General features: G+C 69.2%; 13 protein-coding genes (1 of these 13 cut by a window edge). 4 read left to right on the forward strand and 9 right to left on the reverse strand.

Annotated features, from left to right (window positions below; genetic code table 11):
• Positions 1 to 5,700 carry the 5' portion of an amino acid adenylation domain-containing protein gene (locus AB3X07_RS11135; RefSeq protein ID WP_369944554.1) on the reverse strand. 3,918 nt of this gene lie to the left of the window's left edge, so the window shows 5,700 of its 9,618 coding nt (coding positions 1–5,700); its start codon is at positions 5,698 to 5,700; its stop codon lies off the left edge, out of view.
• A gap of 940 nt (positions 5,701 to 6,640) precedes the next feature.
• Here AB3X07_RS11135 and AB3X07_RS11140 point away from each other — a divergent pair.
• A complete protein-coding gene (locus AB3X07_RS11140; RefSeq protein ID WP_369944555.1) occupies positions 6,641 to 8,107 on the forward strand; it encodes a serine hydrolase domain-containing protein in 1,467 nt (488 codons plus the stop codon).
• 446 nt (positions 8,108 to 8,553) lie between these two features.
• A complete protein-coding gene (locus AB3X07_RS11145; RefSeq protein WP_369944556.1) occupies positions 8,554 to 10,467 on the forward strand; it encodes an XVIPCD domain-containing protein in 1,914 nt (637 codons plus the stop codon).
• Between the two features lie 303 nt (positions 10,468 to 10,770).
• Here the strand turns inward: AB3X07_RS11145 and AB3X07_RS11150 are convergent, their stop codons facing one another.
• The 3 genes from AB3X07_RS11150 to AB3X07_RS11160 form a co-directional block, all read right to left on the reverse strand.
• On the reverse strand, positions 10,771 to 11,451 hold the full coding sequence (locus tag AB3X07_RS11150; protein ID WP_369944727.1) for a TraX family protein: 681 nt from the start codon (positions 11,449 to 11,451) through the stop codon (positions 10,771 to 10,773).
• A gap of 215 nt (positions 11,452 to 11,666) precedes the next feature.
• Positions 11,667 to 13,379 (reverse strand): ATP-binding cassette domain-containing protein, encoded by a 1,713-nt coding sequence (locus AB3X07_RS11155; protein WP_369944557.1) that lies wholly within the window; start codon positions 13,377 to 13,379, stop codon positions 11,667 to 11,669.
• A gap of 129 nt (positions 13,380 to 13,508) precedes the next feature.
• Positions 13,509 to 14,573, reverse strand: a complete 1,065-nt coding sequence (locus AB3X07_RS11160; RefSeq protein ID WP_369944728.1) for a serine kinase — start codon at positions 14,571 to 14,573, stop codon at positions 13,509 to 13,511.
• A gap of 334 nt (positions 14,574 to 14,907) precedes the next feature.
• Between AB3X07_RS11160 and AB3X07_RS11165 the strand changes: the two genes are divergently transcribed.
• Together AB3X07_RS11165 and AB3X07_RS11170 are read left to right on the forward strand one after the other, a co-directional pair.
• Entirely contained in the window at positions 14,908 to 16,395 is a 1,488-nt protein-coding gene (locus AB3X07_RS11165; protein WP_369944559.1) for a radical SAM protein, read from the forward strand.
• Positions 16,392 to 17,687: a nucleotidyltransferase family protein gene (locus AB3X07_RS11170; RefSeq protein WP_369944560.1), complete on the forward strand. Its 1,296-nt coding sequence runs from the start codon at positions 16,392 to 16,394 to the stop codon at positions 17,685 to 17,687. Before AB3X07_RS11165 ends, AB3X07_RS11170 begins: the two co-directional genes overlap by 4 nt.
• Before the next feature lie 57 nt (positions 17,688 to 17,744).
• Here AB3X07_RS11170 and AB3X07_RS11175 read toward each other — a convergent pair whose 3' ends face one another.
• Genes AB3X07_RS11175 through AB3X07_RS11195 form a run of 5 tightly spaced genes read right to left on the reverse strand, consistent with a single transcriptional unit; the run spans position 17,745 to position 23,470 of the window.
• The gene (locus tag AB3X07_RS11175) at positions 17,745 to 18,869 is read right to left on the reverse strand and encodes a glycosyltransferase family 4 protein (RefSeq protein ID WP_369944561.1); all 1,125 of its coding nucleotides are present in this window, start codon (positions 18,867 to 18,869) and stop codon (positions 17,745 to 17,747) included.
• On the reverse strand, positions 18,866 to 19,987 hold the full coding sequence (locus tag AB3X07_RS11180) for a glycosyltransferase family 4 protein (protein WP_369944562.1): 1,122 nt from the start codon (positions 19,985 to 19,987) through the stop codon (positions 18,866 to 18,868). The genes AB3X07_RS11175 and AB3X07_RS11180 overlap by 4 nt, the downstream gene beginning before the upstream one ends.
• 23 nt (positions 19,988 to 20,010) lie before the next feature.
• The gene (locus AB3X07_RS11185) at positions 20,011 to 21,522 is read right to left on the reverse strand and encodes a B12-binding domain-containing radical SAM protein (protein ID WP_369944563.1); all 1,512 of its coding nucleotides are present in this window, start codon (positions 21,520 to 21,522) and stop codon (positions 20,011 to 20,013) included.
• A 23-nt stretch (positions 21,523 to 21,545) separates the two neighbouring features.
• Positions 21,546 to 22,244, reverse strand: coding sequence for a class I SAM-dependent methyltransferase (locus AB3X07_RS11190; RefSeq protein WP_369944564.1), 699 nt, complete (start codon positions 22,242 to 22,244; stop codon positions 21,546 to 21,548).
• Positions 22,241 to 23,470 (reverse strand): amidohydrolase family protein, encoded by a 1,230-nt coding sequence (locus AB3X07_RS11195; RefSeq protein ID WP_369944565.1) that lies wholly within the window; start codon positions 23,468 to 23,470, stop codon positions 22,241 to 22,243. Before AB3X07_RS11195 ends, AB3X07_RS11190 begins: the two co-directional genes overlap by 4 nt.
• Position 23,471 lies beyond the last annotated feature (1 nt).

Consider the following 23,471-nt stretch of genomic DNA (forward strand, 5'->3'; position numbering starts at 1 on the left):
TGCTAGTTCGCCGTCGGCAAGTCGGCGCACCCGATCGCCGGTCCTGTACACCCGATGGTGCCGTCCGTCGTCGCACTCCAGGTCGACGAAGGCCGCGCGCGTCTGCTCGGGTTTGTTCAGATAGCCCTTGGCCAGCGCGACGCCGGCGATGCACAGTTCGCCGACGGCGCCTTCCGGCAGCGGCCGCAGATCGCGGTCGACGACGTACAACGTCAGTCCTTCCATCGCACGCCCGATGGTGACCTCCCCGGAGCGTGCGCTGATGCCGCCGATCGTGGCGCAGACCGTGGCCTCGCTGGGACCGTAGGCGTTGATGAAGCGGCAGTGGGTGGCCCAGCGCCGCGCTTCGTCTAGGGTGACCGCTTCGCCCGCGGAGATGACATGGGTCAGGGTCGGCCATGCCTGCGGCGACAGGCGCCGCAGCACCGTGGGCGGCAGCGTCGCATGGGTGACCCGGTAGCGTTGCGCCCAGGCGGTGAGCGCCTGCGCATCCGGCACCACATCCTCGGGCACGAGCACCAGTTCCGCTCCTGCGGACAGGGTGGTACTCCACTCGGAAACCGCGGCGTCGAAGCTCGGCGAGGCGAACTGCAGGACACGCGCATGCGCGTCGATGCCGAAGGCATCGGCCTGAGCCAGGGCCAGGTTGATGAGGCCGCGATGGCCGATGAGCACGCCCTTGGGCTGCCCGGTCGAGCCGGAGGTGTGGATCACGTAGGCGTCGCTGTCCGGCGACAACCCCACCTCGGTCGCCGCGATCGCGGTGGCCGGCAGCACGGACAGCGCGGCATCCAACGTTTCCTCGTCCAGCATGAGCACTCCGTGCGGCTGCAGCAGCGCTGCCACCGCGGGGGGCAGCGCGGACGTCGCAAGGACGCAGGCTGGGGCGGCATCGTCCAGCAGGTAGGCGATGCGCGCCGGCGGATAGCCGGGATCCACCGGAACATAGGCCGCGCCCGCCTTGAGGACCGCGAGCGTGCCGACGATCTGCAGCGCGCCGCGCGGCAGGCACAACGCCACCCGCTCGCCTGGCCGCACGCCGCGCTGCAGCAGCAGCCGCGCCAGGCGGTTGCTGCGCTGTTCCAGCTCGAGATAGGAGACCGCCTGCTCGCCCCAACGCAACGCGACGGCGGTCGGGCGCGATCGTGCCTGCGCCGAAATCAGTTCATGCACGCCGGCGACCGTGGCTGGCCGCGCCGGCTGCCCCATCGCCGACGGCGTGCTCGCGAGGCGGACCTGCGCCATCGCGCGATCGGGCATGCAGACCACCTGTTCGAGCGCCGAGGCGAACGCGTTGGCGAGCGAATGCAGGTCATCCGTCTCCATCACCCCGGGCGCTGCGAGCCATCGGCACGACCACCCGTCCACGGCGCGGGTCACCAGACACTCCAACTCGTATTTCGCGACCGGCGTCGGATCCGGTAGCCGTTGCAGCCGTAGCCCGCCGGCATCGATCACGCCGGGCAACGCGTCCTGGAAAGCGAAGAGCACCTGGAACAGCGGATGGCGGCCTGCTTCGCGCGGTGGCTGCAGCGCCTCCACGATGGCCTCGAACGGAACGTCCTGATGGTCGAGCGCCCGCGCCGCGTCGCGTTGGAATCGCGCCAGGTAGTCGGCGAAGCTCTCGCCGCGCGTGAAGCGATGGGGATACGCCAGCATGTTGACGAACATGCCGACGCTGCCCTCGAACTCCGCGGCTGTGCGGCCGCTTACCGGGCTTCCGATCACGATGGCGTCGCTGTAGCTCCATTTGCATAGCGTCAGCGCGAGCGCGCTTTGCAGCACACTGAATTCCGTCGCCGCTGCACGCTTGGCATACGCCTGGAGGCGATCCACCAACGGGCGCGCCAGCACGGTATCGACCGCTTCGGGAGCGGAACCGCCGGCTTCGCGCGAGCGCGGCGCCGGCAATGCGTGCGTCGGCGGCAGCCCAGCGAGCCGGTCTCGCCAGTACTCCAGTTGCGCCGCCCAGGCATTGCCGGCCAGCATCGCGTGCTGCCACGCCGCGAAATCGGCGAACTGGCGCACCGGCGCCGGCATCGGCGCGTCGCGCCCATGCGTTGCGGCGGCATGGTCCGCCAGAAACTCCCGCAGCGCGATCTCCACCGATGCGCCATCGGCGGCGATGTGGTGAACGCCGAGCAGGAGCACGGCCTCTCGATGGCCCAGGGTGATCAAGCGGGCGCGGAACGGATAGTCGCGCCCCAGATCGAAAGGCCTTCGCGCGAACGCCTCGTGCTCGGCCGTCGCGGCCTGTACGCGAAGCGCCTCTTCTCCGGTGCTCGCATCCACCTGTTCCAGGCACCAGCCCTGTACGGGAAGGAGGACCTGCACCAGGCCTTCGTCGCCATCACGAAAGACGGTCCGCAACGCGTGATGTCGCTCGACCAGACGCGCCAGCGCTGTCTGCAGGACATCGACATGCACCTCGCCGTCGAGCCAGTAGCCGGCGGTCATGTTGTAGCGGGCGCTCCGAGGATCCTGCTGGCTGAGCAACCACAACTGTCGCTGCACCAGGCTCGCGGGGCCCGGCGCTTGGCCGTTGGCGGCTGTCGAAGACAGCCCCGGCTGCCATGCCGCCAGCTTGTCCACGCGTGCGGCCAGGTCGGACAACCGTGGGTGATTGAACAGATCCGCCGTTTCGATATGGCGGCCGGTCGCCGCGCGCAGGCGAGCGACCATCCGCACTGCGAGGACCGAATCGCCGCCCAGTGCGAAAAAGTCGCTTTGCCCGCCCAGAGCGTCGAGGCGCAGACCGAGAAGTTCCGACCAGTGCGAAGCAATCAGGCGCTCGGTGACGCTGTCCAGGGCAAGCGGTTGCTCCGCGTTTTGCGGCTCGGCCGCCGGCAATCGTGCGATATCCAGTTTGCCGTTGGTATTGACCGGCAGCGCCGGCAGCGCCGTCAAGGCCGCCGGCACCATGTAGGCCGGCAGTTGCAGCTTGGCATGGGCACGCGCCGCCTCGAGCATGGTCGACGGATCCTCGCCCGCCTCCGCACAGAGATACGCCGACAGGTGCGCGGGGCGGTCCGCCGCGGCCGCGCGGTGTACCACGGCGGCATCGCGCACCCCGGGGCAGGTAAGCAGGACGGAGCGGATCTCGCCCAGTTCGATGCGGTAGCCGCGCAACTTGATCTGGTCGTCGTTGCGCCCCAGGTAACGGAAGCATCCCTCCCCCATCTGCCTCACCAGATCGCCGGTGCGGTACAGGCGCGTCTCGGGCACGCCTTGCGGCACGACGAACTGGCGTGCGGTGAGTTCATCGCGATTGAGGTAGCCGGCGGCGAGCCCGGCGCCGGCGATCACCAGTTCCCCGGTCAATCCGGCCGGAATCAGGCGTTGCCAACGATTGAGGACGTAGTGCCGGTAGCCCGGCAGCTGATCGCCGATGGCGACGCGAAGGTCGGCCGGTTCGGCGTCATCCACGCGTTTGACCAGCGAGTACACCGTCGCCTCGGTCGGACCGTAGCCGTTCCACAGAACGACACCGCAAGCCAGCAGATCCTGCGCGAGTTCCTGCGACAGGGGCTCGCCCGCGCTGATGACGCGTTGTCCTGGGCGAGGACGCCAGCCAGCGCTGCGTAGCTGCTTCAGGCGCGAGGGCGTGCTCTGCAACAACGACAACTCCGCCATGTTGGCCAAGTCGGCGAGCGCGAACGGATCGGCCAGCTGCGACGCCGAGGGAATCACGCAGGTCCCGGCCGAGCCCAGGCAGCCGAGCCATTCGACGATCGAGATATCGAAGCCGACGCTCGACATGAACAGCCACCGCCCTCCCTCGACCGCGCCGAGCCTGGTCAGGAGGCCGGCCAGCAGGTTCCGCGCCGACCGCCGATGAATGAGCACACCCTTCGGAAGGCCGGTGGAACCGGACGTATAGAGAACATAAAGCGCAGCGTCCGCATCGACGGCCTCGCTGACGGGGCGCGCCGCATGCCCGTCGCGGTTCCACAATTCGACCAGCGTGACCAGGCGCAGGCCCGCGGCGGGCGACAGCGGAGGCGCCATGTCGCTGACCAGTAGCGTCGCAGCGCAGTCCTCCAGGATGTGACGCGTTCGCGCCGCCGGACTCTGTGTGTCGATGGGCACATACACGGCGCCTAGCCGGATCAGCGCCATCAGCACGATCACCAGTTCCGCCGAGTGCTCCAGCAACACGGCAACGCGGTCGCCGGCACGGACGCCGTGGTCTTGCCACAGTGCGGCAGCGATGGCATCGATCCTTTCGTCCAGCTTGGCGTAGGTCATCCGCGCGGATCCGCACTCCAGCGCGGTGCGTTGGGGGTATCGGCGAACAACCTCGGCGATCCGCCCCTCTAGGTCGAATCCCACCGTCGCCTCCATCGCGCCGTGCTGCGCTTGGCGGACAAGCGCGGCGCGCTCCTGCCGGGTGACGCAGTCCAGATCGAGCAGGGGTTGGTCCGGCGCCTCGTGCAGTTGGTCGATGAGGTAGGTCAGGCGCGCCTGGAACGCCTCGATGTGCGCGGCGGAGAAGCGCCCGAGATTGAAGTCGAGGAGAATGCTGCTGTCCGCCGATCCGCCATCCCAGAAAGTGGCCAGCAACGGATGCGGCTCATGGTCGTGCGAACAGTAGACGAGCTGCGCTGGAACGGTGGCGAACGCCAGCCCGGCCCCGGCGGGCACATAGCTGTAAGCGAAGTCGAACGGCTGCCCCTGCGGGCGTCGATTGCCTGGCTGATGGAGGATCCCGGCCAACGGATAGCGGCGATGGCGGAGCAGTTCCCGCTGACCACGCCCGATGCGTTCGAGCAGCGAGGCCATGCCGGCATGTACGTCCAGCTCCACCACCAGGGGCAACATCTGGGTGAACAGGCCGATCTTCGCGCGCTCGCGCGCACCCTGCCGCCCGTGTTGCGGAATGCCGATCACCAGCGCGTCCGCGCTGTAGCACTGGCTGAAATAGACCGACAACACGCCGAGCAGCACGGCGTGCGCTTCCACCCCTAGCCGCGTCGCCAACTCTCCCAGCTTCCGATACAGCTGCGGCGTCACCGGCATCCGCTGTCGCACGCTGCGCCGCGCATCATCGGCGACGGACATCATGTCGCTGGCGAACAGGCTGTCGGGAAAGCGGGCGGCCTGGTCCGACCAGTAGCGCCGATCGCGCTCGTACTGCGCGCTTCCAAGGTAGTCGGCATCGCGCGCGGCGAGTTCCGCGTAGCTCGGTTCGTCCGCGGGCGCGAATGCGTCGGCGCCATCTTCATCGTGATAGCGGGCAAGCCTGTGGGCCCAGTTCACGAACCCCATGCCATCCACTGCGATGTGGTGCGCCATGCCTACATACCAGTAGACGCTGTCGGACAACTTCAGCAGCGCGGCGCGATGCAGCTCGGCGTCCTCGAGAGGAATGCACTGCGCGAAGAGCGCATCGATCCAAGCCTGCGCCGCGGCGTGCGGATCCCGCTGCGCGGAGAGATCGACCAGGGGGAGTTCACCGCCGACCGCATCGCCATCGATCAACGACTGTCGTGCACCATCTTGCGTGTCCGCGACATGGACCCTGATCCGGAACGCTTCGTGGGTCCGCACCAACCGGGCATGCGCCCGTTGCAGTCGCGCCACATCGGGGTGTTGGAGCCGGATGTAGCCGCCGATGTTGTAGAGAGGATTTCCCTGTTCCTTGCACTGATGAAGATAGATTCCGGATTGCGCGGATGACAGCGGAAACCACGTGTGCACTGAAAGCTCCCTGCTCGGCAAGAGGGCGCCAATCCAGCAGCGCCAACGGTACATTCAGATTTTCATACGGTAGCGATGCGCCCACATGGGGCTGAGCCATGATGCCGTGCGATGCGGTGTCGAAAAACGTGGGTGATCACGTCGGCGCGGGGAAATAAAACACACCGCAATGACAGGCGCAAGTGAATTCACTGCGCAATTTTTCTTCACATTGTTTATGAATGGCGCGTGGCGTCGGCAACAGTGTTCGTGGTGTTCATCCCAGTCGCGAGGCGGATAATTTTGTCTACCAAAACGACCGAAAAAACAGCATTTCAGCCTGTACCATGCGTGCCGCACCGACGTGCAAGTGCCGATGTTCTTATCGTGTCGGAGCCGAGCTTCTCCGTCTTCGATTGCACTGTGTATTGAATAAATATTCATTTACGGAAGCGCCTGCGTTGGACGCATCGCCTGATGGCAACTTGATGCGTGCACACGTCGATTGCGTTGGATTCCGTATGGCTGTGCGTCAGTGGGTAGGCGGATTTTGACGTCCGCGATGCCCTCTCTGTCGACGCCAACGCCATTATCATGACGAACGCAGTAATTATGGTGCGATGCCGCAGATTTAGGGTGCGCCATATTCGCAGCGAGAACGCGTGTGCTCTGTTCGCCTTGGGCGGGCCAAGTCCAATTCGGACGAGGAGTGCGAATTGGCTCGCATGCTGCTTTCCGCGCCGCAAAGCGCTCGCGTTGCGGGTCCGCGGGATGCTTGTCCTTACGCAGGAAGTCAACGCTGCTTTCCACCATGCGCAGGGGCGCCGCCGCTCCCTAGCCGCAGTGCGTGACGTATCGCGGGCCACGTCGTACCATCCCTTATGTCCGGCCGGTCCGTACCGGATCGGTAAGGAAAAGGACACATACGCGACGCAATGGCTACCGTATCAAGGAATGGATCGTGATAAACATCACGCGTTTACTTTTGGCGTTACTCGCAATCCTTGTGTCCTGCACGGCGGCTGCGGACGATGGAATGGCATCCAGGCTCGACCAGCAACTGCAGAGGAACCGGGAACGCTACGGGATCGCCGGACAGGCGCTGCTGATCGCGCACGACGGCCGCGTCCTGTACCGCGGCGCGGATGGCCAAGCGGACCTCGCCAGCCATCGCGCGGTGACTGCCAGCGATGTGTTCCCTGCCTATTCGCTCAGCAAGTTGCTGGTGAGCACGCTGGTCATGCAACTTGTCGAAAAAGGACAGGTGGATCTGGATGCCCCCGCAAGTCGCTACCTCGCCACGCTACCTCCACGTTGGCGCGGCATCACCGTTGGCCAGTTTCTCGATCATATGTCTGGCGTGCCCGAGTACTTCACCACGGAGCAGGGTCAGGTGGTCACGCCGCCGGGTGGCTTTCCGCCCGACGTCGATGCGCTTTTCGCGTCGCTGGCGGATGTTCCGCTGCAGTTTCCGGCGGGTACCCGCACGCTTTACACACAGACCAACTATGTCGTGCTGGCGGCGCTGCTGTCGGCGCACTACCACATGCCCTATGCACGCATCGCCGAGCAGCGCATCTTCCGCAAGCTCGGCATGCGCCATAGCACGTTGGGCACGCCGGGTTCCGGCGCGCGCGATGTCGTCACCAGCTACATCGGGCGCGACGGTGGTCTGCAGCCAATGCCGGACGTCGCGTGGCCGGCCTATGCCTATGGCCACGCCGCGCTGTATCTGACATTGGATGATCTGAAGCGCTTCCTGCAGGCCGTGACGGCCGGCGAACTGGTGAACAAGCGCACCCTGCAACGCGCGTGGCGGCCTGTCCGCCAGGCGGACGGAACGCCCGGCTGGTTCGCCGGCGGATGGGAGACCGGTGATGTCGACGGCTACCGGATGGTCGGACACGATGGTGGCGCGCGCGACCGCGTACGCATCCTGTTTCGTGGCGAGCCAGGGAAGGACACCTGGATCGTGGTCTACCTGACGAACGGCAGTGTGCGAAACGTATGGTCTCGTGTACTCGTCGATAGCGCCATGGCCGCCGCTGCGCCCGAGCGCTTTCCGACTGCCGCGCTCTCGGAGTCGCTGATCAACCAAGCGACGTTGGAGCACCCTCCTGCACCGGATGTCTGGGCAGCCGATCTGCGGGCGCGCAGCACGTTGAGCGATGATGCGCTGCAGAAGACTGTCAAGCGCACCGCCGAGAGCGTCCGAGAGAATCTTGGCATCGACACCGCCATCGGGATCTTCGCGCTCAACACCGCGCTGTTTCCCGAGGCTGCGGCGACATGGTCGGATCTGGCCACCGCACATGCCAGCCGCGGGGACCAGGCCGCCGCCAGCGTGTTCTCAGCGAAGGCGCGTGAAATCGAACGCATGCATCTCCAATCGGCAGGCACCGAGGGCAAGGCAACAACTAGACCGTAGTACGCCTCGCTTGTGCTGCCTGCGCCGCCAGGTTCGCACAGGCACGTTCTGCGCAGCGATTGGATGCGTTCCCCGCCAAGCGCGTAGCGGTCGCGCGGCGAACCGTTCGGAGAGGTCACTCCATAGCACATCCGGGCGTTTCCCTCGGAGGCGATGCCGCGGATCGTGTCGTCATGCGTCGTAGTTCGCCGAGGGACCATCGCCAGATGCGGTCGCTGGCCGCAGCGGCATGCATGGCGCCTTTCTGACCACGCAAAACGTCTACAAGGCACTCCGTTCGGCGACATCGCGGTATCGGAAGATAGTCACTGCGCCAATGGTTCAAGTCCGCCTGGCGCGCGCCATGGCGCCATCACCGCCTCACTGCGTGCGCGTTGGCTGGGCGAATGCCCGGATCGCCGTCTTTCGACATCCCATCTGCGACACCTCCGCCAAGGACACGAGATATGCCCAACGACTACGAGAACCCGCTCAACCCGGAAAATCGGCAGACGCCATGGGAAGTGGCGAGCAAACCCGGCAACGCGAAGCAGTTCTACGATCAGGTCGGCAGTGGCGCCAAGGCGCTCACAGCCATGCCATCCGACCTGCTGCTGGCCAACGGCAGGACCTTCTTCCGTTCCGACGACCGGCCCACGGAAGAGATCTTTCGCGATGGCTTCGCCCCGCGCGATGGCCAAGGCATCGTCTACCGCCTGATGAAGCAGGACATCCACCCCCATACCGCTGTCTGCGTGACGGACTCGCCGCAGGTCGCGGCACTGTTTCCGATCAAGGTGGATCGCGAGCGTGCCGATTTCGACCCCTCACAGAAGGAGGCGCCGGAGGAGACGCGCGTCTATGTCGTCGCGCCGAAGCTGCTGGTCGACACCTACGACATTCAGGCGCGCTTCGCTGCGCGCGCGGTGCGCGACCAGGGCGTCGAGCAGCAGACGATGGCCGAGGGCAATCTGTACGGCATGGAGCGTGCCGCGCCGCGCATCGCGCCGGAGGATGTCATCGGTGCCTATACCATCAAGCGCACCTGGACGGGCCGCGACTACCTGGACGGCGGCACTTACGAGGTGACCGGTTACACGCCGAACGAGCGTGCCCGCGCCCACGCCTACAACCCTAAGGACTTGCTCAGTACCAGCGGCAAATTGGCGGTGCAGACGGACAAGTCCCCCGCCATCGCTGCGCTGGTGGACCGGTACAAACGGGATGGCAACGTGCCCGCCGAGCCCGAATCCGCCGCCGCATCCGCGCCAAAGCCGGATCGCGCGTCAGCGCTCGGACCCGTGCTCGATGCGCAGAAGACCGCGCAGGAAGCGGTGCGCACCACGCGTGCGGAGCAGACCAAGGCCTGGAACGAATGGAAGGCCGGGGTCTCCAACCCCGAGCAGGGCATTACCGCGGACACCCCTGTCACCGTACGCAGGATAGACGACCGCAACGCCTTCCTGGCCGAGATCGAGAAGTTCGAGTTGCGCATGGGCCAGACCGACGAAATCGGCAACATGGCGCGCAAGAAGCACTTCGATCAGGGAGACAATGCGCCCGGCACCGAGCAGTACGTGGCCTTCAAGAACGACGTGCCGGTCGGTTGGATGACGGTGGACACCAGCGCCGGCGCGAGAATCGATAAGATCTGTACGGACGCCAAGCCGGCGCATGACGCGCATGTGGGTACCCATCTGCTCGTGGAGGCCGTCGGCACGTCCTTGCGCCACGGCGGAGGCGGCGTTGTGTCGATAAATGGACCCGAAACGCTGAAGTACGCGAGCGTCGACGGCGGCCTGTACGCACGGATGGGCTTCCACGACGCCGGAGCGCGCAGCGAACTGTTTCCATCCGACCACGTCCGCCGCGATGCCGACGGCACGGCCGCCTACCCGCGCTGGGAACACACCGCGGTGCCGCTCGGCACCTACAGCGAGCGCGGCAACGAACGGATCGGCCTGCGTCTGGCGTATCTGCCCGAGGCCGGGCAGCGGCTGGAGCCAACGACGACGCCGCAACTGGTTGCTCCGGAGCGTCCGAAGTTGTTCACCGAGGCGGTCACCGGCATCCGGGCACTGGGCGCGGTCAAGGGGCTGGAGAGCGACCGCGACTATGCGTGCGCGGCGGGTTCCCTGGCCGCCTCTGCCCACGAAGGCGGGATGACGCAGATCGACAGCGTGGTCCGCGGCACCAAGGGCAACCTCATCGCGGTACAGGGAGATCCCCAGTCGCCAACGTGCCAACGCGCCTCGGTCCTCATCGCGCCGGACATGACACCGCCGTTGGAGTCCAGTCTCGCGCGGTTGGAGCGCCCACTCGTCCCAACCGGAGCGCCGACCGAAGCCGTTGCGCATGGCATGGGCGTCGGAGGACGCTGATACCGTCGCCAGGGCGCGCGCGCGCCCCTGGTGGTGCGAATCTCTAGGCGGCGCGCGGGCTGTCCCCTGCTCTGCCGCTATCGATCCAACCGGTTCCTCTACGATCCGGCGTTCAAGCTTGGGCGGGCGTCGAGCAGGATCGCGATGACAGGCGGAAGCGCAGATCCGGCCGCATGCTCGTTTGCGATGCATGCGCCTCCAGCCAGCAAGCTGGCCGCGATGAGCAGTTCATCCCGAGCGGCAAGGGCTCAGCGGGCCGGGTTCGCCCCGGCGCCTTGAGGCTGGCCGAGACCGTGCTTCACCTCATGCGTGACCGCTGGCAATCGCTCCGTTCACCGCCGCCAACAACGCCAGGTGACCCACGTAGTACAGGTAGAACGCCCAACGCGTGCGCGGGACGGGAACGTTCCGCTTCGCCAGCACCGCCACGATGGGCAATGCCAACAACGCCCAGGCGTTGTCGTTCAACCAGCACAATGGCCCGAACGCCAGGACGAGAAGCGCGATCCTGACGGCGTGGCGTGTGGAGGACGGCAGCGGTTGCTCCTGCGCCGCCGGCAACTTGAACAGCCACCATGCCGCCACGACCAGGATCAATCCGGTCCAGTAGTATTCCACCAGCCCCGGTGCGATCACCGCGCACATGCCGAGCAGCACCCATTCGCGCCGCTGGATGCTCCAGATCACGGCGGCGGCGAGACCGAAGCTAAACAGGACGTTGAACGGCAGCCAATGGCCGAACGCCAGCCCCCACGCCGGTTGCGCGATGACGCCCCACAGCAGCAGCCGGCGCACGGACTTGAGCAGGTCGGCGCCGGGCTGGGCCAGGTTGTAGGCCAGGACCAGGGCGAACAGCGGAAAGGCGATGCGGCCGAGTTCGGACACGACCGGGATGTAGCCGTCCCCCAGGACCCTCGCCACGTGATCGCCGGTCATCAGGACCACGGCGATCCATTTCAACAGTTCGCGGGCACCGCTGGTGATGGTGTAGTTCAGAACGCCGCTCCTGGGCCGGCCGTACGTCCCCTGCCCCAGCCCTTGCGCCGGTGCCTGGTGAGGTGCGATGACGGAGGCTCGGCAGGCGGGCGCCGCGTATCGCGCTTAGCCGGCGAACATTAGTCCGTTCCCCCAATGCTGGCAACACCGGAGGCCCGTGGCGCTGCGCCATTTGCTTTTGCCGCGTGGTCCCTCTCGTGGTGTCAGTCGGCGCCCGCCGTAGCACGTGGCGGCACGGCTGGCGCCCGCGCGATGTGCAGGCAGCGATCGGCCACGCTGGACAAGCCGGTCCGGTGCGACACGACGATCAGCGCGGTCTGCGGCAGCCGCTGGCGCAGCGCCGACAGCACCTGCTGTTCCGAGGCGGCGTCGAGCGCGCTGGTGGCTTCGTCGAGCAGGGCGATCCGGGGTTGCCTGAGGATCACCTGCGCCAGCAGCAGGCGCTGCAGTTCGCCCCCTGACAATTTGGTGGCGGCGCTGTTCACGGTGGTGTCCAGGCCGTACGCGCCCGCTTTCAGGCGTAGGGCCAGGCCGACGTCGTGCAACGCCTGCCACATCGCCGCGTCGCTGGCGCCGGGCGCGGCCCAGGCCAGGCACTCGCGCACGGTACGCTGCCACGGGCGCACGCTCTGGCCGACATAGGCGCCGTGCCGGATCGCGGCGCGGTAGTCGACGAAGTCCAGCGGTCGCTCTCCGCTGTGCGCCGCGAACACCTGCGGTTCGACCATGCCGGCAAGGGCGTCCATCAGGCTGCTCTTGCCGGCGCCGGACGGCCCGCTCAGCAGGATCATGCTGCCAGGCGCCAGCAGCAGTTCGTCCAGTGCGACCTCGGCCAGCGGCGGTGCCAGGCCAATCTTGCGGATCCGCAACGGAGCGGACGCGGTAGCGCCCGCGGGTGCGGCCGACGCCCCCGCCCTCGCCACTCCCAGCTCGACGTGGCGGCGCCACAGATCCAATGCCGGTGCCGCCGACCGCAGTTGCTGAAAGCTCTGCCGGGTCGAGACCAGATACGGGAGCAGCCGCCCCAGCAGCAGGCCGACGGTGATCAGGGCGCCGCGGTCGATGCCGTGCCACAGCCCGGCCAGCAGCATGATCGCGGCGATGGCGGCCACGGCGCTGAGTTCCAGCATCAGCCGGCCCGAGGCGACCAGCGCCTGCTGCCGCCGGTAGCCGTGCGCCAGTTGGCCGGAGATGGCGTCGTAGGCGTTTTTCTCCAGATCCTCGCGTTCGAACGAACGAACGTGGCGCAGGCGCCGCGGGAAGTCCTCGCTGAGCCAGAAGAGCTGGGTCATGTCGGCGACGTACTGGCGGCTCACCCTGGCCTGCTCGTGGCCGGAGAGGCGGAACGCCAATACGGCCAGCGCCAGCAGCGGCGGCAACGCCAGCATCAGCGTCGGCGACACCAGGAAGGCGATGCCCAGGCTCACGCCGGCGGTGATCGCCGCGACCAGCAGTTGCAGCAAGGCGCTGAAGCCCTGGACGATGATCTCGATGTTGTAGGTGAGCACGTTGGCGATTTCCGCCGAACTGGCATCGGCGAGCGCCGGCAGCGGCGCGTCGAGCAGGCCGGCATGCACCTGCCGGCGCAGGCGCACCGCGCGCTCGGCGACCAGGCGCGCCGCCAGGTGCGCGGTTGCCCAGCGCAGCAGGGCGAAGGCGATGCTGGCCACGACGAAGAGCGCGGTCTGGGCGACGACGCCATCGGGCAATGCGAGCGCGTAGCCACCCAGGCGCGGTGCGTGCCCTGGCTGCACCAGGGGGACCAGGGCGACGGTGGCGATGGCGCCGGTCAACGCGGCGATCAGCGACAGCCCGACGTAGAGACACACGCGCCAGCGTTCCGCGCGGTCCAGGGTGGCGAGGAAGGCGCGCAGCAAGTGGTGCGTAGGGTCGGGCGTGGTTGTGCGCGTGCTCATTGGTGCCGGCCCGAGGCAGCCCACTGCGCACCGCCCGTGGAGGCGCGGCTCGGCGTTCGCTTCGCGCCGCCGCGTTGGGGTTCGCGCGCGAGGGCCTGCATCAGTCGCATCAGCAACGCGCTCGCGGGCTCATCGCAGCAGTCGCAGGACGGCGTCGACCGACGCGTCCGGGTGCGTGCCGCGCTGCAGTTCGTACACGCCAAGTCGCTGCAGTTGCCGGGCGAACAACGACCACCCCGGTTGCGCGGCGGCGTAGGGTTGATCTTCGGTCAGACGCTCCAGCACCGTTGCGGCGTCGATCGGCTGCAACACCTGGCGCGGGTCCGCCGCGATGGTGGCCGAGACGAAGACCGCCGCGACCACGTGCAGCGGCGCGGGCGCCAGGCGCGCGCGGCCGTGGCGGATGTCGACCTCGTACTTGGCCACGCCGCTGCGGCGATGGATCGTCGGCGCGGCCGCGATCCAGGCACGGGTGGCGTCGTCGACCAGCCGCGACACCTCCGGCCGCAGGTGCAGGAAGTTGCCGATGCCGGTGGCCAGCATGCGCTGCGGATCGACGAACAGCGCGTCTTCGGCGAGGAAGTCCAGGCCGCGCAGCAGGCTGTGCAGGGCCAGGGTGGACTTGCCCGAGCCGGTGGCGCCCAACAACAGCACGCCGCGCCCTTCCCTGCCGACACAGGCGCCATGCAGCGGCACCAGGCCCATGCCGCGCGCGGCCAGCACGAACACCGCGAACTCGATCAGTTCGTAGCGCAGGTGGTACGGATGGGCGAGCATGTCCTCGGAGATCACCAGCAACGCCCTGCCCTGTTCGGGCATCAGCATCATGTAGTTGTCGGCATCGATGACCCCGCACAGCGCGCCGGCGCCGGAATGGGTGCGGACCGGCGGTGGCGCCAATGCCAGCGCATAGGGCGCGTCGCGGCGCGCCACCAGGCTCAACGCGATGTGGAATTCGATCGCGCCGGGCAACTGATGCGCCGGGACATCGCCGAACGCCGCTTCGACCAGGTCCAGCAGGGCCTGGCTGTTGCTGCGGAAATGGAAGCGGCCGCCCAGCACCTGCTTGCTGAGGACATGCTCGCGCCGCAGCCGGTCGTGGAAGGGATCGTCGGCGGCATCGGCGTCCGCCACGTCGGCGTTGGCCGCGGGCTTGCAGCGGTGCGCGCGCGCGGTCGAGACAGGCATCGGCAGGGATCCATTGGGTCGATACCGCGTGAGTGCGCGCCGCGGGCGCAAAGGTTGCGAGGTGACCGCGCGCCCTGATCGCGCTGGATGGCGAGCGGCCGCTGCGCGCAAGGCAACGCCGCCATCGCGCGGAGATTGAGAAACGGGGCTTTCGTGGAAGGGGATGCGATCGCGTCGCAGGCGGTCCGCGCCCACTGGGTCCGGGGTTTCAACGGCGCGCATGCGCAGCGCGACAACCAAAGCCGGCGCCAGCGGCACTTACGGCACGGCCACCTGTGCGCGGCCCCTGCTGCATGCGCTGCGGCCTCCGCCGATGGCGCCGAACGAGACCCTTCCGCCGATGTCAAAGATCCAGGTCAGCCATTCCTACTTCCTGCGCTACGACCCCAAGCAATGGGAACGCGGCAAGCCGTACCCGCCGCTGGCGACGCTGCAGGTAGCCACGCTGTTGCGCCGGCATGGGCACGAGGTGGTGCTGTTCGATGCGATGCTCGCCGACGGCGTGGAGGACTACCCGGCCGCGGTGCGCGCGGCGCGGCCGGACCTGGTGGTGTTCTACGAGGACAACTTCAATTTCCTGACCAAGATGTGCCTGAGCCGGATGCGCGAGGCCGCCTGCCAGATGATCGCCGAGGCGCGCGCCTGCGGCAGCCGCGTGATCGTCGCCGGCTCCGACGCGTCCGACCATCCCGAGGCGTTCCTGGCCGCGGGCGCTCACGCGGTCCTGGTCGGCGAAGGCATCGCGCCGTTGCTGGAGCTGGTCGCGCGATTGCAGCAGGCGCCGGACATCGCCGTGGCGGACTGGCTCGCCGGCGTGGCCGACGTCGCCTCGGCCGCGGCGCCGGAACTGAAGCGCGCGCACATCGGCGCGCGCCCGCCGGATCCGCGGCTGTCCGGCCTGGCCGCGTGGGATCTGGTGGACATGCAGCGCTACCGCGACCTGTGGCTGCAGCGGCATGGCCATTTCAGCCTGAACATGGCCGCCTCGCGCGGTTGCCCGTTCCGCTGCAACTGGTGCGCCAAGCCGATCTGGGGCAACCACTACAAGCGCCGCAGCGCGCCGGAAGTGGCCGAGGAGATGATCCACCTCAAGCGCGCCTTCGCCCCGGACCACATCTGGATGGCCGACGACATCTTCGGCTTCCACATCGACTGGGTGGAAGAATTCGCCGACGTGCTGGCCGCGGCCGACGGCTCGGTGCCCTTCACCATCCAGACCCGCGCCGACCTGGGCAGCGAGCGCATGGCCGCCGCCCTGGCGCGGGCCGGCTGCGCGGAGGCGTGGATCGGCGCGGAGAGCGGCAGCCAGCGCATCCTCGACAAGATGACCAAGGGCACCGCGGTGGAGGACGTGATCGCCGCGCGCCAGCGCCTGGGCGCGCAGGGCATTCGCGTCGGCTTCTTCCTGCAGTTGGGCTATCTGGACGAACAATTGGAGGACATCCTCGCCACCCGCGCGCTGGTGGCGCGTGCGCGCCCGGACGACATCGGCGTCAGCGTGTCCTATCCGCTGCCGGGGACCAAGTTCTACCAGCAGGTGAAGAATCAGCTCGGCCGCAAGACCCACTGGCAGGACAGCGACGACCTGGCGATGATGTTCCATGGCGCCTACGACTCGGAGTTCTACCGGCGCGTGCGCGACCTGCTGCACCGCCAGGTGGACCTGCAGCGCAGCGAGGCCACCGCCGCGCCGCACGCGCATGCGCAGGCGCGCGCCGCGCTGGAGGCGCAGTGGGACGCGCTGATCGCCAGCGAAGGCCGGCATCGCACCGCGGTCGCGCCGGTGCCGGCCGCCACGCGCCGCATCCCACTGGCGCAGCACCCATGAGCGCGCAGGCGCCCGGCCAGGCGCAACGGCCCTGCTCCGCCGATGTCCCCGCCGCCACCCCTGCCGCGCAGCCGCCGCTGAAGCGGATCGGCGCCGGCTTGCGCCTGGCCACGGAAACCCTGGCGCAGGAACTGGCGCGTCCAGGCAACGCGATGCCGCAGTGGAGCCGGTTGCAATGGCAACTGGCCGCGGCGGCGACGGCCGCGCACGGCATCGCGCCGTTGCTGAGCCGCTTGTCGGTGTGGCCGGACCGCGACTGGAGCGCGTTCCTGGCCGAGCAACGCGCGCATGTGGGCGATCGCTACCGGCGCATCGCCGGCTTGCTCGAGCGCATCGATGCGCTGGCGCAGGATGCCGGCGTGGCGATCGTGCCGCTGAAGGGCGCGGCCCTGCACGCGAACGGCCTGTACCTGGCCGGCGACCGGCCGATGGCCGACATCGATCTGCTGGTGCGCGCCGAAGACGCCGCGCGGGTCGGCGCGTTGCTGCAGCAACTGGGCTACGTCGCCGAGTTCGCGCAGTGGAAGCACCAGACCTTCCGCCCACTGCACGCGCAAGCGGTGGCCGGCCTCGGCGAGCATCGCGATACGCCGATCAACATCGAACTGCATGCGCGCATCCAGGAGCGGCTGCCGCTGGCCACGGTCGATATCAGCGAGCGGGTCTTCCCGCGCGACAGCCGGCCTGGGTTGAACGCGTATCCGTCCAACGGCGCGCTGATGAGCCATCTGCTGTTGCACGCGGCCGGCGGCCTTTGCAGCCGCAGCCTGCGGTTGATGCATCTGCACGATATCGCGCTGCTGGCCACGCGCATGAGCGGCAAGGACTGGCAGGTGCTGTGCGACGACGCCGACGGCGCCCCATGGTGGGCGCTGCCGCCGCTGCGGCTGGTGCTGCGCTACTACCGCAACGCGATTCCGACGGCGGTGCTGGCGCGGCTGCGCGCGCATTGCCCGCCGCTGCTGCGACTGGCCTCGCGGCGATTCGATCTGACCCGGGTCTCCTGTTCGCAGCTGTGGCTGCCGGCATTGCCAGGGATCGAATGGGCGCGCTCGTTCGGCGAGGTGGCGCGCTACCTGCGGCAGCGGCTGCGGCCCTCGGCGGAGAGCCGGCAGGAGCGCGCCGACATGATCCGCACACAACTGTGGTTGCAGGGCCAGGCGTGGGTCACGCTGCCGCAACGGCGGCGTCTGCTGCTGCGCCTGCTGCGGCCGGTGCCACGGATGGATGCGCTGTATGCGGTGCGCAGCGCCTTGCAGGGGTATGCGGTGGAACCACGTAACCTCCTGTAGGAGCGGCTTCAGCCGCGACGCTTTCTCGGCAAGACCCGGTCGCGGCTGAAGCCGCTCCTACAGGGAATGCGTGCGTTCGAACGCCGCCGGGCACAGCCGCCGATATAGCGCGTTGAAGCTGCGTGCGGTGTGGTCTGCATCCTCGCGCACGGCAATGCACTGCGCCGACCAGGCCAGGCGCAGGCGCAGGCCGTCGTCGGCCAGCACCTGGCGCAAGGCCTCGGCCAGGCCGGCCCAGTCGCCGGTCGGCACCGCCAGCGCCGCCGACGGCGCCCACTCCTGCAGGTGTCCGACCGCGGTGCCGACGGTCGGTACGCCGGCCACTGCCGCTTCCAGCAGCACCATCGGCCCGGCTTCGTGCAGTGACGACAGCACCAGCAGGTCGGCGGCTTCCACCAGCGGACGCAGGTCGCGCTGGGTCTTGAAGCCCAGGAAGCGGATCCGCTGCGACAACCCCAGGTGCGCGGCCAGGCGTTGCATCTCGCCATCGAGGGTATCCACGCCGACGATATCGAGATCGAACGCCACCCCGGCCCGCGCCAGCGCCGCCAAGGCGCGCAGCAAGGTCGGCTGGTCCTTGACCCGGTTGAGGCTGGCGACGTGCAGCAGCCGTGCCGGGCCGCCGGTGCGCGGGCGCGGTGCGCGCTGCGGCCAGGCGCGCAGGTCCACGCCCAGCGGAACGCGGTCGGCGGCGATGCCCAGCGCCTGCAGCGAGGCGACGATCGGGGCGCTGGCCGCGGTGACCGCATCGGCCAGTCGCAGCACCAGCGCCTCGCGCAGCCGCCCCTGCCACTTGCGCCGTCCGCCATAGCCGATCGCGTGCAATGCGACCAGTTCGCCGCCGGCGATGTGCACCGCGCTCGGCCGCCGCAACAGGCGTGCCGCGGCCACCGCGATCAGGCTGCAATGGCCGGAAAAGATCGACTGCACCAGGTCGAACGGCGCCCGCCGGTGCTCGGCGCGAATCGCGGCGACGGCGCGTCGCCGGGTACGGCCGTCGCCGATGTTGTGGATGTGCGCGCCGAGCAGCGCCCAACGCGCCGGTACCGGTTCCTGGTGCAGGACGAAGACGTGCACCTCGTGCATGCGCGCCAGGCGTTCGATCAGGGTCAGCAACACCGGGATCACCCGGTACTCGCCGCTGCGATCGACCCCGCCGGGCACCACCAGCGCCAGCTTCATGCGCCGCTCCGCGCAGGCTGCTCCAGCAACTGCGCATAGGCGCGCGCCCAACGCCGGCCAACCGCCGCGAACGACAGTTGCGCGTCGAAATGGGCGCGAACCCGGGCCGGCGCCGGCAGTTCGCTGGCGGCGTGCACCAGTGCCTCGGCGAGCAGGCCGGCGTCGCCGCACGGCCACAGTTCGCCGATGCGGCCGCAGTCGGTGAGCGCGCGGAACGCCGGGATGTCGGTGAGTACCGGCGGCGTGCCGCAGGCCAACGCCTCCAGCGCCGCATAGCCGCAGCTCTCGGACAGGCTGCCGGACACGAACAGGTCCGCCGCGCGCATCAGCGTCTGGATCTGCGCATGCGCGACCTTGCCCAGCAGGTGCACACGGCCGCGCAGGCGTGGATCGCGCTGTATCCGGTCCTCTACCGTCTCCCGCATCGGGGCGCTGCCGAACGCGCAGAACAACTGCAGTCCGGGCAGCCGTGCGGCGGCGCGGGCCACGCCGTCGAGCACGGTCAAGGGATCCTTGCCGGCGCTGAGGTGCCCGACCCACAGCACGCAGGGTGCGCCGTGCAGGCCGCTGTCGCGCCGCGCCTGCGCCTGGTCGCCCGGCATGAAGCGGCAACTGGATTCGGGAATCGCGAACAGGCGCGTGGACGGCGCGAACAGGCCGGCCTGCACGAAGCCGCGCGCCAGCTCCAGCGAGGTGAAGGCGATCCCCGCGGCGGCCGCGTACCACTGCCGCCACTGCCCGCGGCGCCACCAGCGCGGCGGACGATTGGCGTGGTCCTGCAGCAGGATCGGCAGCCGCGGCAACCGCCGCGCCATCGCGCAGGCCTCGCGCGCGAACTCCAGGCCGTGCACGTGCACCACGTCGGCGCCCAGCGCCCGCACCATGCCGGCAACATTTCCCACGCGGCGGTCTTCGTCGTCGCCTGCATCGGCGAAGTGGTACTCCACGCCGTTGCGCAGCAACTGCTCCGTGCCGTGCGCGGCCTGGATCACCGACACGCGGGTGCCGGCGCTGGCCACCGCCTCGGAGATGTCGCCCAGGGATGGCCAGTGCGCGAACACCTGCGCCGGCGCCAGTCCAGGCGGCGTGCGGACGAAATTGATCTGTGCGACGTGCATGCTGTCGTGGTCGTGCGGCGGGCCTAGATGCCCGACACCTGCGGGCGGCGCAGCTTCACCAGCCAGTTGGCCAGGTTCAGTTCCCACGGCCGGTCGTAGCGCCGGTAGCGGTAGCGCCACGCCGCCATCGCGCTCAGCCCGCGCTTGGCCCAGCGCGGCGAACGCAGGTCCTGCGCGGTGGGATAGCGGCAGCCGAGCACGGTGACGAAGTCGCGGATGCGCTGGCGCAGGGCGTCGTCCAGCCAGGGCGCGTCGGCGTGGCAGGCGTAGTCCACCCACTGCGGCTGGGTCCATTCCTCGGGCGTGCGCGGGAACACCACCGGTGCGCCGTGCAGGTCCAGCAGCGGCATCGCCGCGCGCTTGCCGCGGTCCTTCTCGTGGCGGCTGGTCTCCGGCAGCGGCGTGTACACGTAGACAATGATTTCCGACTGGGGATTGATGCGCTTGAGTTCGCGGATGAACTCGAAGGTCTGCTCGGTCTCGCGCACGCTGTCCTGCGGCGGCGCGACCATGAACGACAGTTCCGGGATCACCCCGTTGCGCCGGCACAGCTCGGCCACCTGCAGGGTCTGGTCCGGGCGCGTGCCCTTGCGGATTTCCTTCAGCATCGCCCCGCTCGGCGATTCGGCGCCGATGTAGGCCATGCGCAGGCGGCTCTTGCGCACCAGCGCCCAGGTGCTCTCGGACAGGTTGAGCAGCGCGTCGGCGCGCGCATAGCACCACCAGGGCATCTCCAGCTTGGCCATCACCTCCAGCAGCGGGATCATGTCCGCCTCGCGGTCGAAGAAGTTGTGGTCGAAGAACTGGATCGAGTCGGCGCCCAGTTCCTCCTTCAGGTAGCGCAGTTCGCGCTCCAGCCGCGCCGCGGTGGGCAGCGCGGTGGCGCCGCCGAACATCGCCGCCACGCCGCAGAAGGTGCAGCGGAAGCGGCAGCCCAGCGCGGCCTGGTGCGAGGCGGTGCGGCGGCCGAGGAAGCTGCGGCCCAGGTACTGGCGCGGGTCGCCGAGCTTGGCGTACGGCAGCGCCGGCGCCGTCTCGCCGCGGCTGAAGCCGCGGTTGCGGTTGTGCACCACCTCCCCGTCGCGCTTCCACGACAGGCCGTCGATCCGCGCCAGTTCCGGACCCTCGCCGCGCAGCGCCGCGACCAGTTCCGGCAAGGTGTCCTCGCCCTGCGCGCGGATCGCGTAGTCCACGTAGGGCGCGCTCAGCGCGGTGTCGGTGTACAGCGTGGGGAAGTAGCCGCCCCAGACGATCGGCATCGCCGGAAAGCGCTCGCGGATCGCCGTGGACAGCGCGATCGACGGCGCGATCTGCGGCCCGCCCATGACGCTGATGCCGACCGCGTCGTAGCGCTGTTCCTGCAAGGCCCGCAGCGCGGTGTCGATGAAATCGCGATCGACGTTGCCGTCGATGATGCGGCTGTCGCCCTGGCGGTCCAGGGCCGCGGCCAGGTTCAGCAGCGCCAGCGGGAAGCGCGCGTTGCCGCGCGAGGTGATGGTCGGGTTGACCAGCAGCGTGTTCGGGGTGGAAGGCATGGTGGCGGACCGCAGGGCGAGGCTCACGGCAGGCGCCGCAGCCGGAACACCAGCGCCACCGGCACCTGCAACGCGGCAGGGTCGAAGTGCGCGCCGGCGGGAATGTCGACGGGATCGAGCATCGGTTCGTGCACCGCTTCGATCGCCAGCCCCAGCGCGGCGCAGGCCGCATGCCAGTGGCTGTAGAGGTGCTGGGTGTGGCGCACCGCGTAGTGGCGGCCGTCGGCCTTGAAATCGCGGCGCCAGCCCAGTGCATGGCCGATCGGGTGCACGTCGCTGCACAGCAGGCTGCCGCCCGGGCGGGTGGCGCGGCGCAGTTCGGCCAGCGCCGGCAGCAACTGCGGCAGGTGGCCCAGCACCAGTGCGCAGATGCTCAGGTCGGCGTCGGCATCGGCCACCGGCAGGGCCTCCACGCTGCCCTGGCGCAAGCTGTAGCGCGCGTGGCCGCCGGCGGTCTCCAGTTCCTGCGCGGCACGCGCGAGCATCTGCGGCGACAGGTCCACGCCGGTGGCATGGCCCGCGCCGCGCGCCAGCGCCTGCAGCAGGTAGCGGCCGCTGCCGCAGCCGGCATCGAGCACGCGCTGACCGTGCAGCGCCGGCGGCAGCAAGGCCAGCATGGCGCGCTGCTCGGCCTGCATCACCGGATTGTGCGCATGCGCGGGATAGCTCGCCGCCCACAGCGCGTAGGCGTCGAACGGGTCTAGGGTCGGTACGGCGCTCATGCGTTGCACGCCTGCATGGCCTCGGACGTCGCGGCGCGCGGTGCGTGGCGGCGCGGTTCCAGGCCGGGTTCGAGCGCGAGCAGCGCCGGGTCGGCCAGGTCGGCGGCCAGCAGCTTCGGCACGCCGTCCAGCGTGACCGGCACCGCCGCCACCCCGGTGGCGGCGAACCAGTCGACGAAATCCGGATCGGCGATGCGCGGGCGGCCATCTCGCACGACGGCGCGCAGTTCGCTGCGGCGCAGCCCGACCAGGCTCTGCGCCGGATCGCCGCCGCGGTCGCCGACGACCACCAGGTCCGCGGCGGCGCCGGGCGTCAGATGGCCACGCCCGCGCAGGCGCAGGATGCGCGCCGCCGCGGTGCTCGCCAGCGCCAGCGCCTGTCCGGCCTCCAGGCCGTGCTCGGTGGCCACGCGCAGTTCCTCGAGCAAGTCGCGCGCGCCGCTCAGCCGCGAGTCGCTGCCCAGCGCCAGGCGCCCGGCCGCGTGCAGTCGGCGTGGATCCAGGGTGCGGCCGAGCAGCGCCAGGTTGCTCGACGGGCACCACACCACCGCGGCGCCGCAGGCGAGGATGCGCGCGATGTCCCCCTCGCCCAGGCCGACGCCGTGGATCAGCACGCTGTTGGCAGCCAGGCAGCCAAGCCGCGCCAGGTCGTCCAGTTCGCCGGCGGCGACCGCATCGGTGCCTTCGGCCAGGTGGATCATCCACGGCTGCTCGGACGGCGTCGCGGCGAAGCTCTGCGTCACCGGTGGGCCGTAGGCGGGACCGTGCAGGGCGTAGCTCCAGCCGAACTCGCGCAACAGCGCGACCGGGAAGTCCGCCGCATCCAGTTCGGCGTGCCAGGGGTCGTGCTGGGCCACGCAGGTGACGCCGGCAAGCAGATTCTTCAGCGCGCCATGGCGCAGCCGCAGCGCCTTGGGCACTTGCAGGGCGGCCACCACCGCCGGGTCGCGAAAGTGCGCGGCGAAGGCGTCGATCCAGGCATAGCTGTTGGCGAACGGCGCGGTCTGCGGCAGCGGCGGCACCGCGTTGACCTGCAGGTGCTCGTGCGCATTGATCAGCCCGGGAAGCACCAGGTGCCCGTGCAAGGCGATCGGGATTGCGGCGGCGGACGGCGTCGCACCGATGCGCGCGCCGTGCACCGCCAACGGCGCGCGCACGGCCCCGGTCGGGGTGACGATGCGCGCGCCGCGCAGGCACAGATCGACGGCGGCGAATTCGGCGCGCATG

It is taken from the genome of Xanthomonas sp. DAR 35659 (genome assembly GCF_041242975.1).
Taxonomy (GTDB): Bacteria; Pseudomonadota; Gammaproteobacteria; order Xanthomonadales; family Xanthomonadaceae; genus Xanthomonas_A; species Xanthomonas_A medicagonis.

What these genes read in the sequence shown, in the direction of transcription:
- AB3X07_RS11145 (WP_369944556.1), top strand. Translation starts at nt 8,554, where the DNA reads ATGCCCAACGACTACGAGAACCCGCTCAACCCGGAAAATCGGCAGACG.
- AB3X07_RS11155 (WP_369944557.1), bottom strand. Translation starts at nt 13,379, where the DNA reads ATGAGCACGCGCACAACCACGCCCGACCCTACGCACCACTTGCTGCGC.
- AB3X07_RS11165 (WP_369944559.1), top strand. Translation starts at nt 14,908, where the DNA reads ATGTCAAAGATCCAGGTCAGCCATTCCTACTTCCTGCGCTACGACCCC.
- AB3X07_RS11170 (WP_369944560.1), top strand. Translation starts at nt 16,392, where the DNA reads ATGAGCGCGCAGGCGCCCGGCCAGGCGCAACGGCCCTGCTCCGCCGAT.
- AB3X07_RS11175 (WP_369944561.1), bottom strand. Translation starts at nt 18,869, where the DNA reads ATGAAGCTGGCGCTGGTGGTGCCCGGCGGGGTCGATCGCAGCGGCGAG.
- AB3X07_RS11180 (WP_369944562.1), bottom strand. Translation starts at nt 19,987, where the DNA reads ATGCACGTCGCACAGATCAATTTCGTCCGCACGCCGCCTGGACTGGCG.
- AB3X07_RS11185 (WP_369944563.1), bottom strand. Translation starts at nt 21,522, where the DNA reads ATGCCTTCCACCCCGAACACGCTGCTGGTCAACCCGACCATCACCTCG.
- AB3X07_RS11190 (WP_369944564.1), bottom strand. Translation starts at nt 22,244, where the DNA reads ATGAGCGCCGTACCGACCCTAGACCCGTTCGACGCCTACGCGCTGTGG.
- AB3X07_RS11195 (WP_369944565.1), bottom strand. Translation starts at nt 23,470, where the DNA reads ATGCGCGCCGAATTCGCCGCCGTCGATCTGTGCCTGCGCGGCGCGCGC.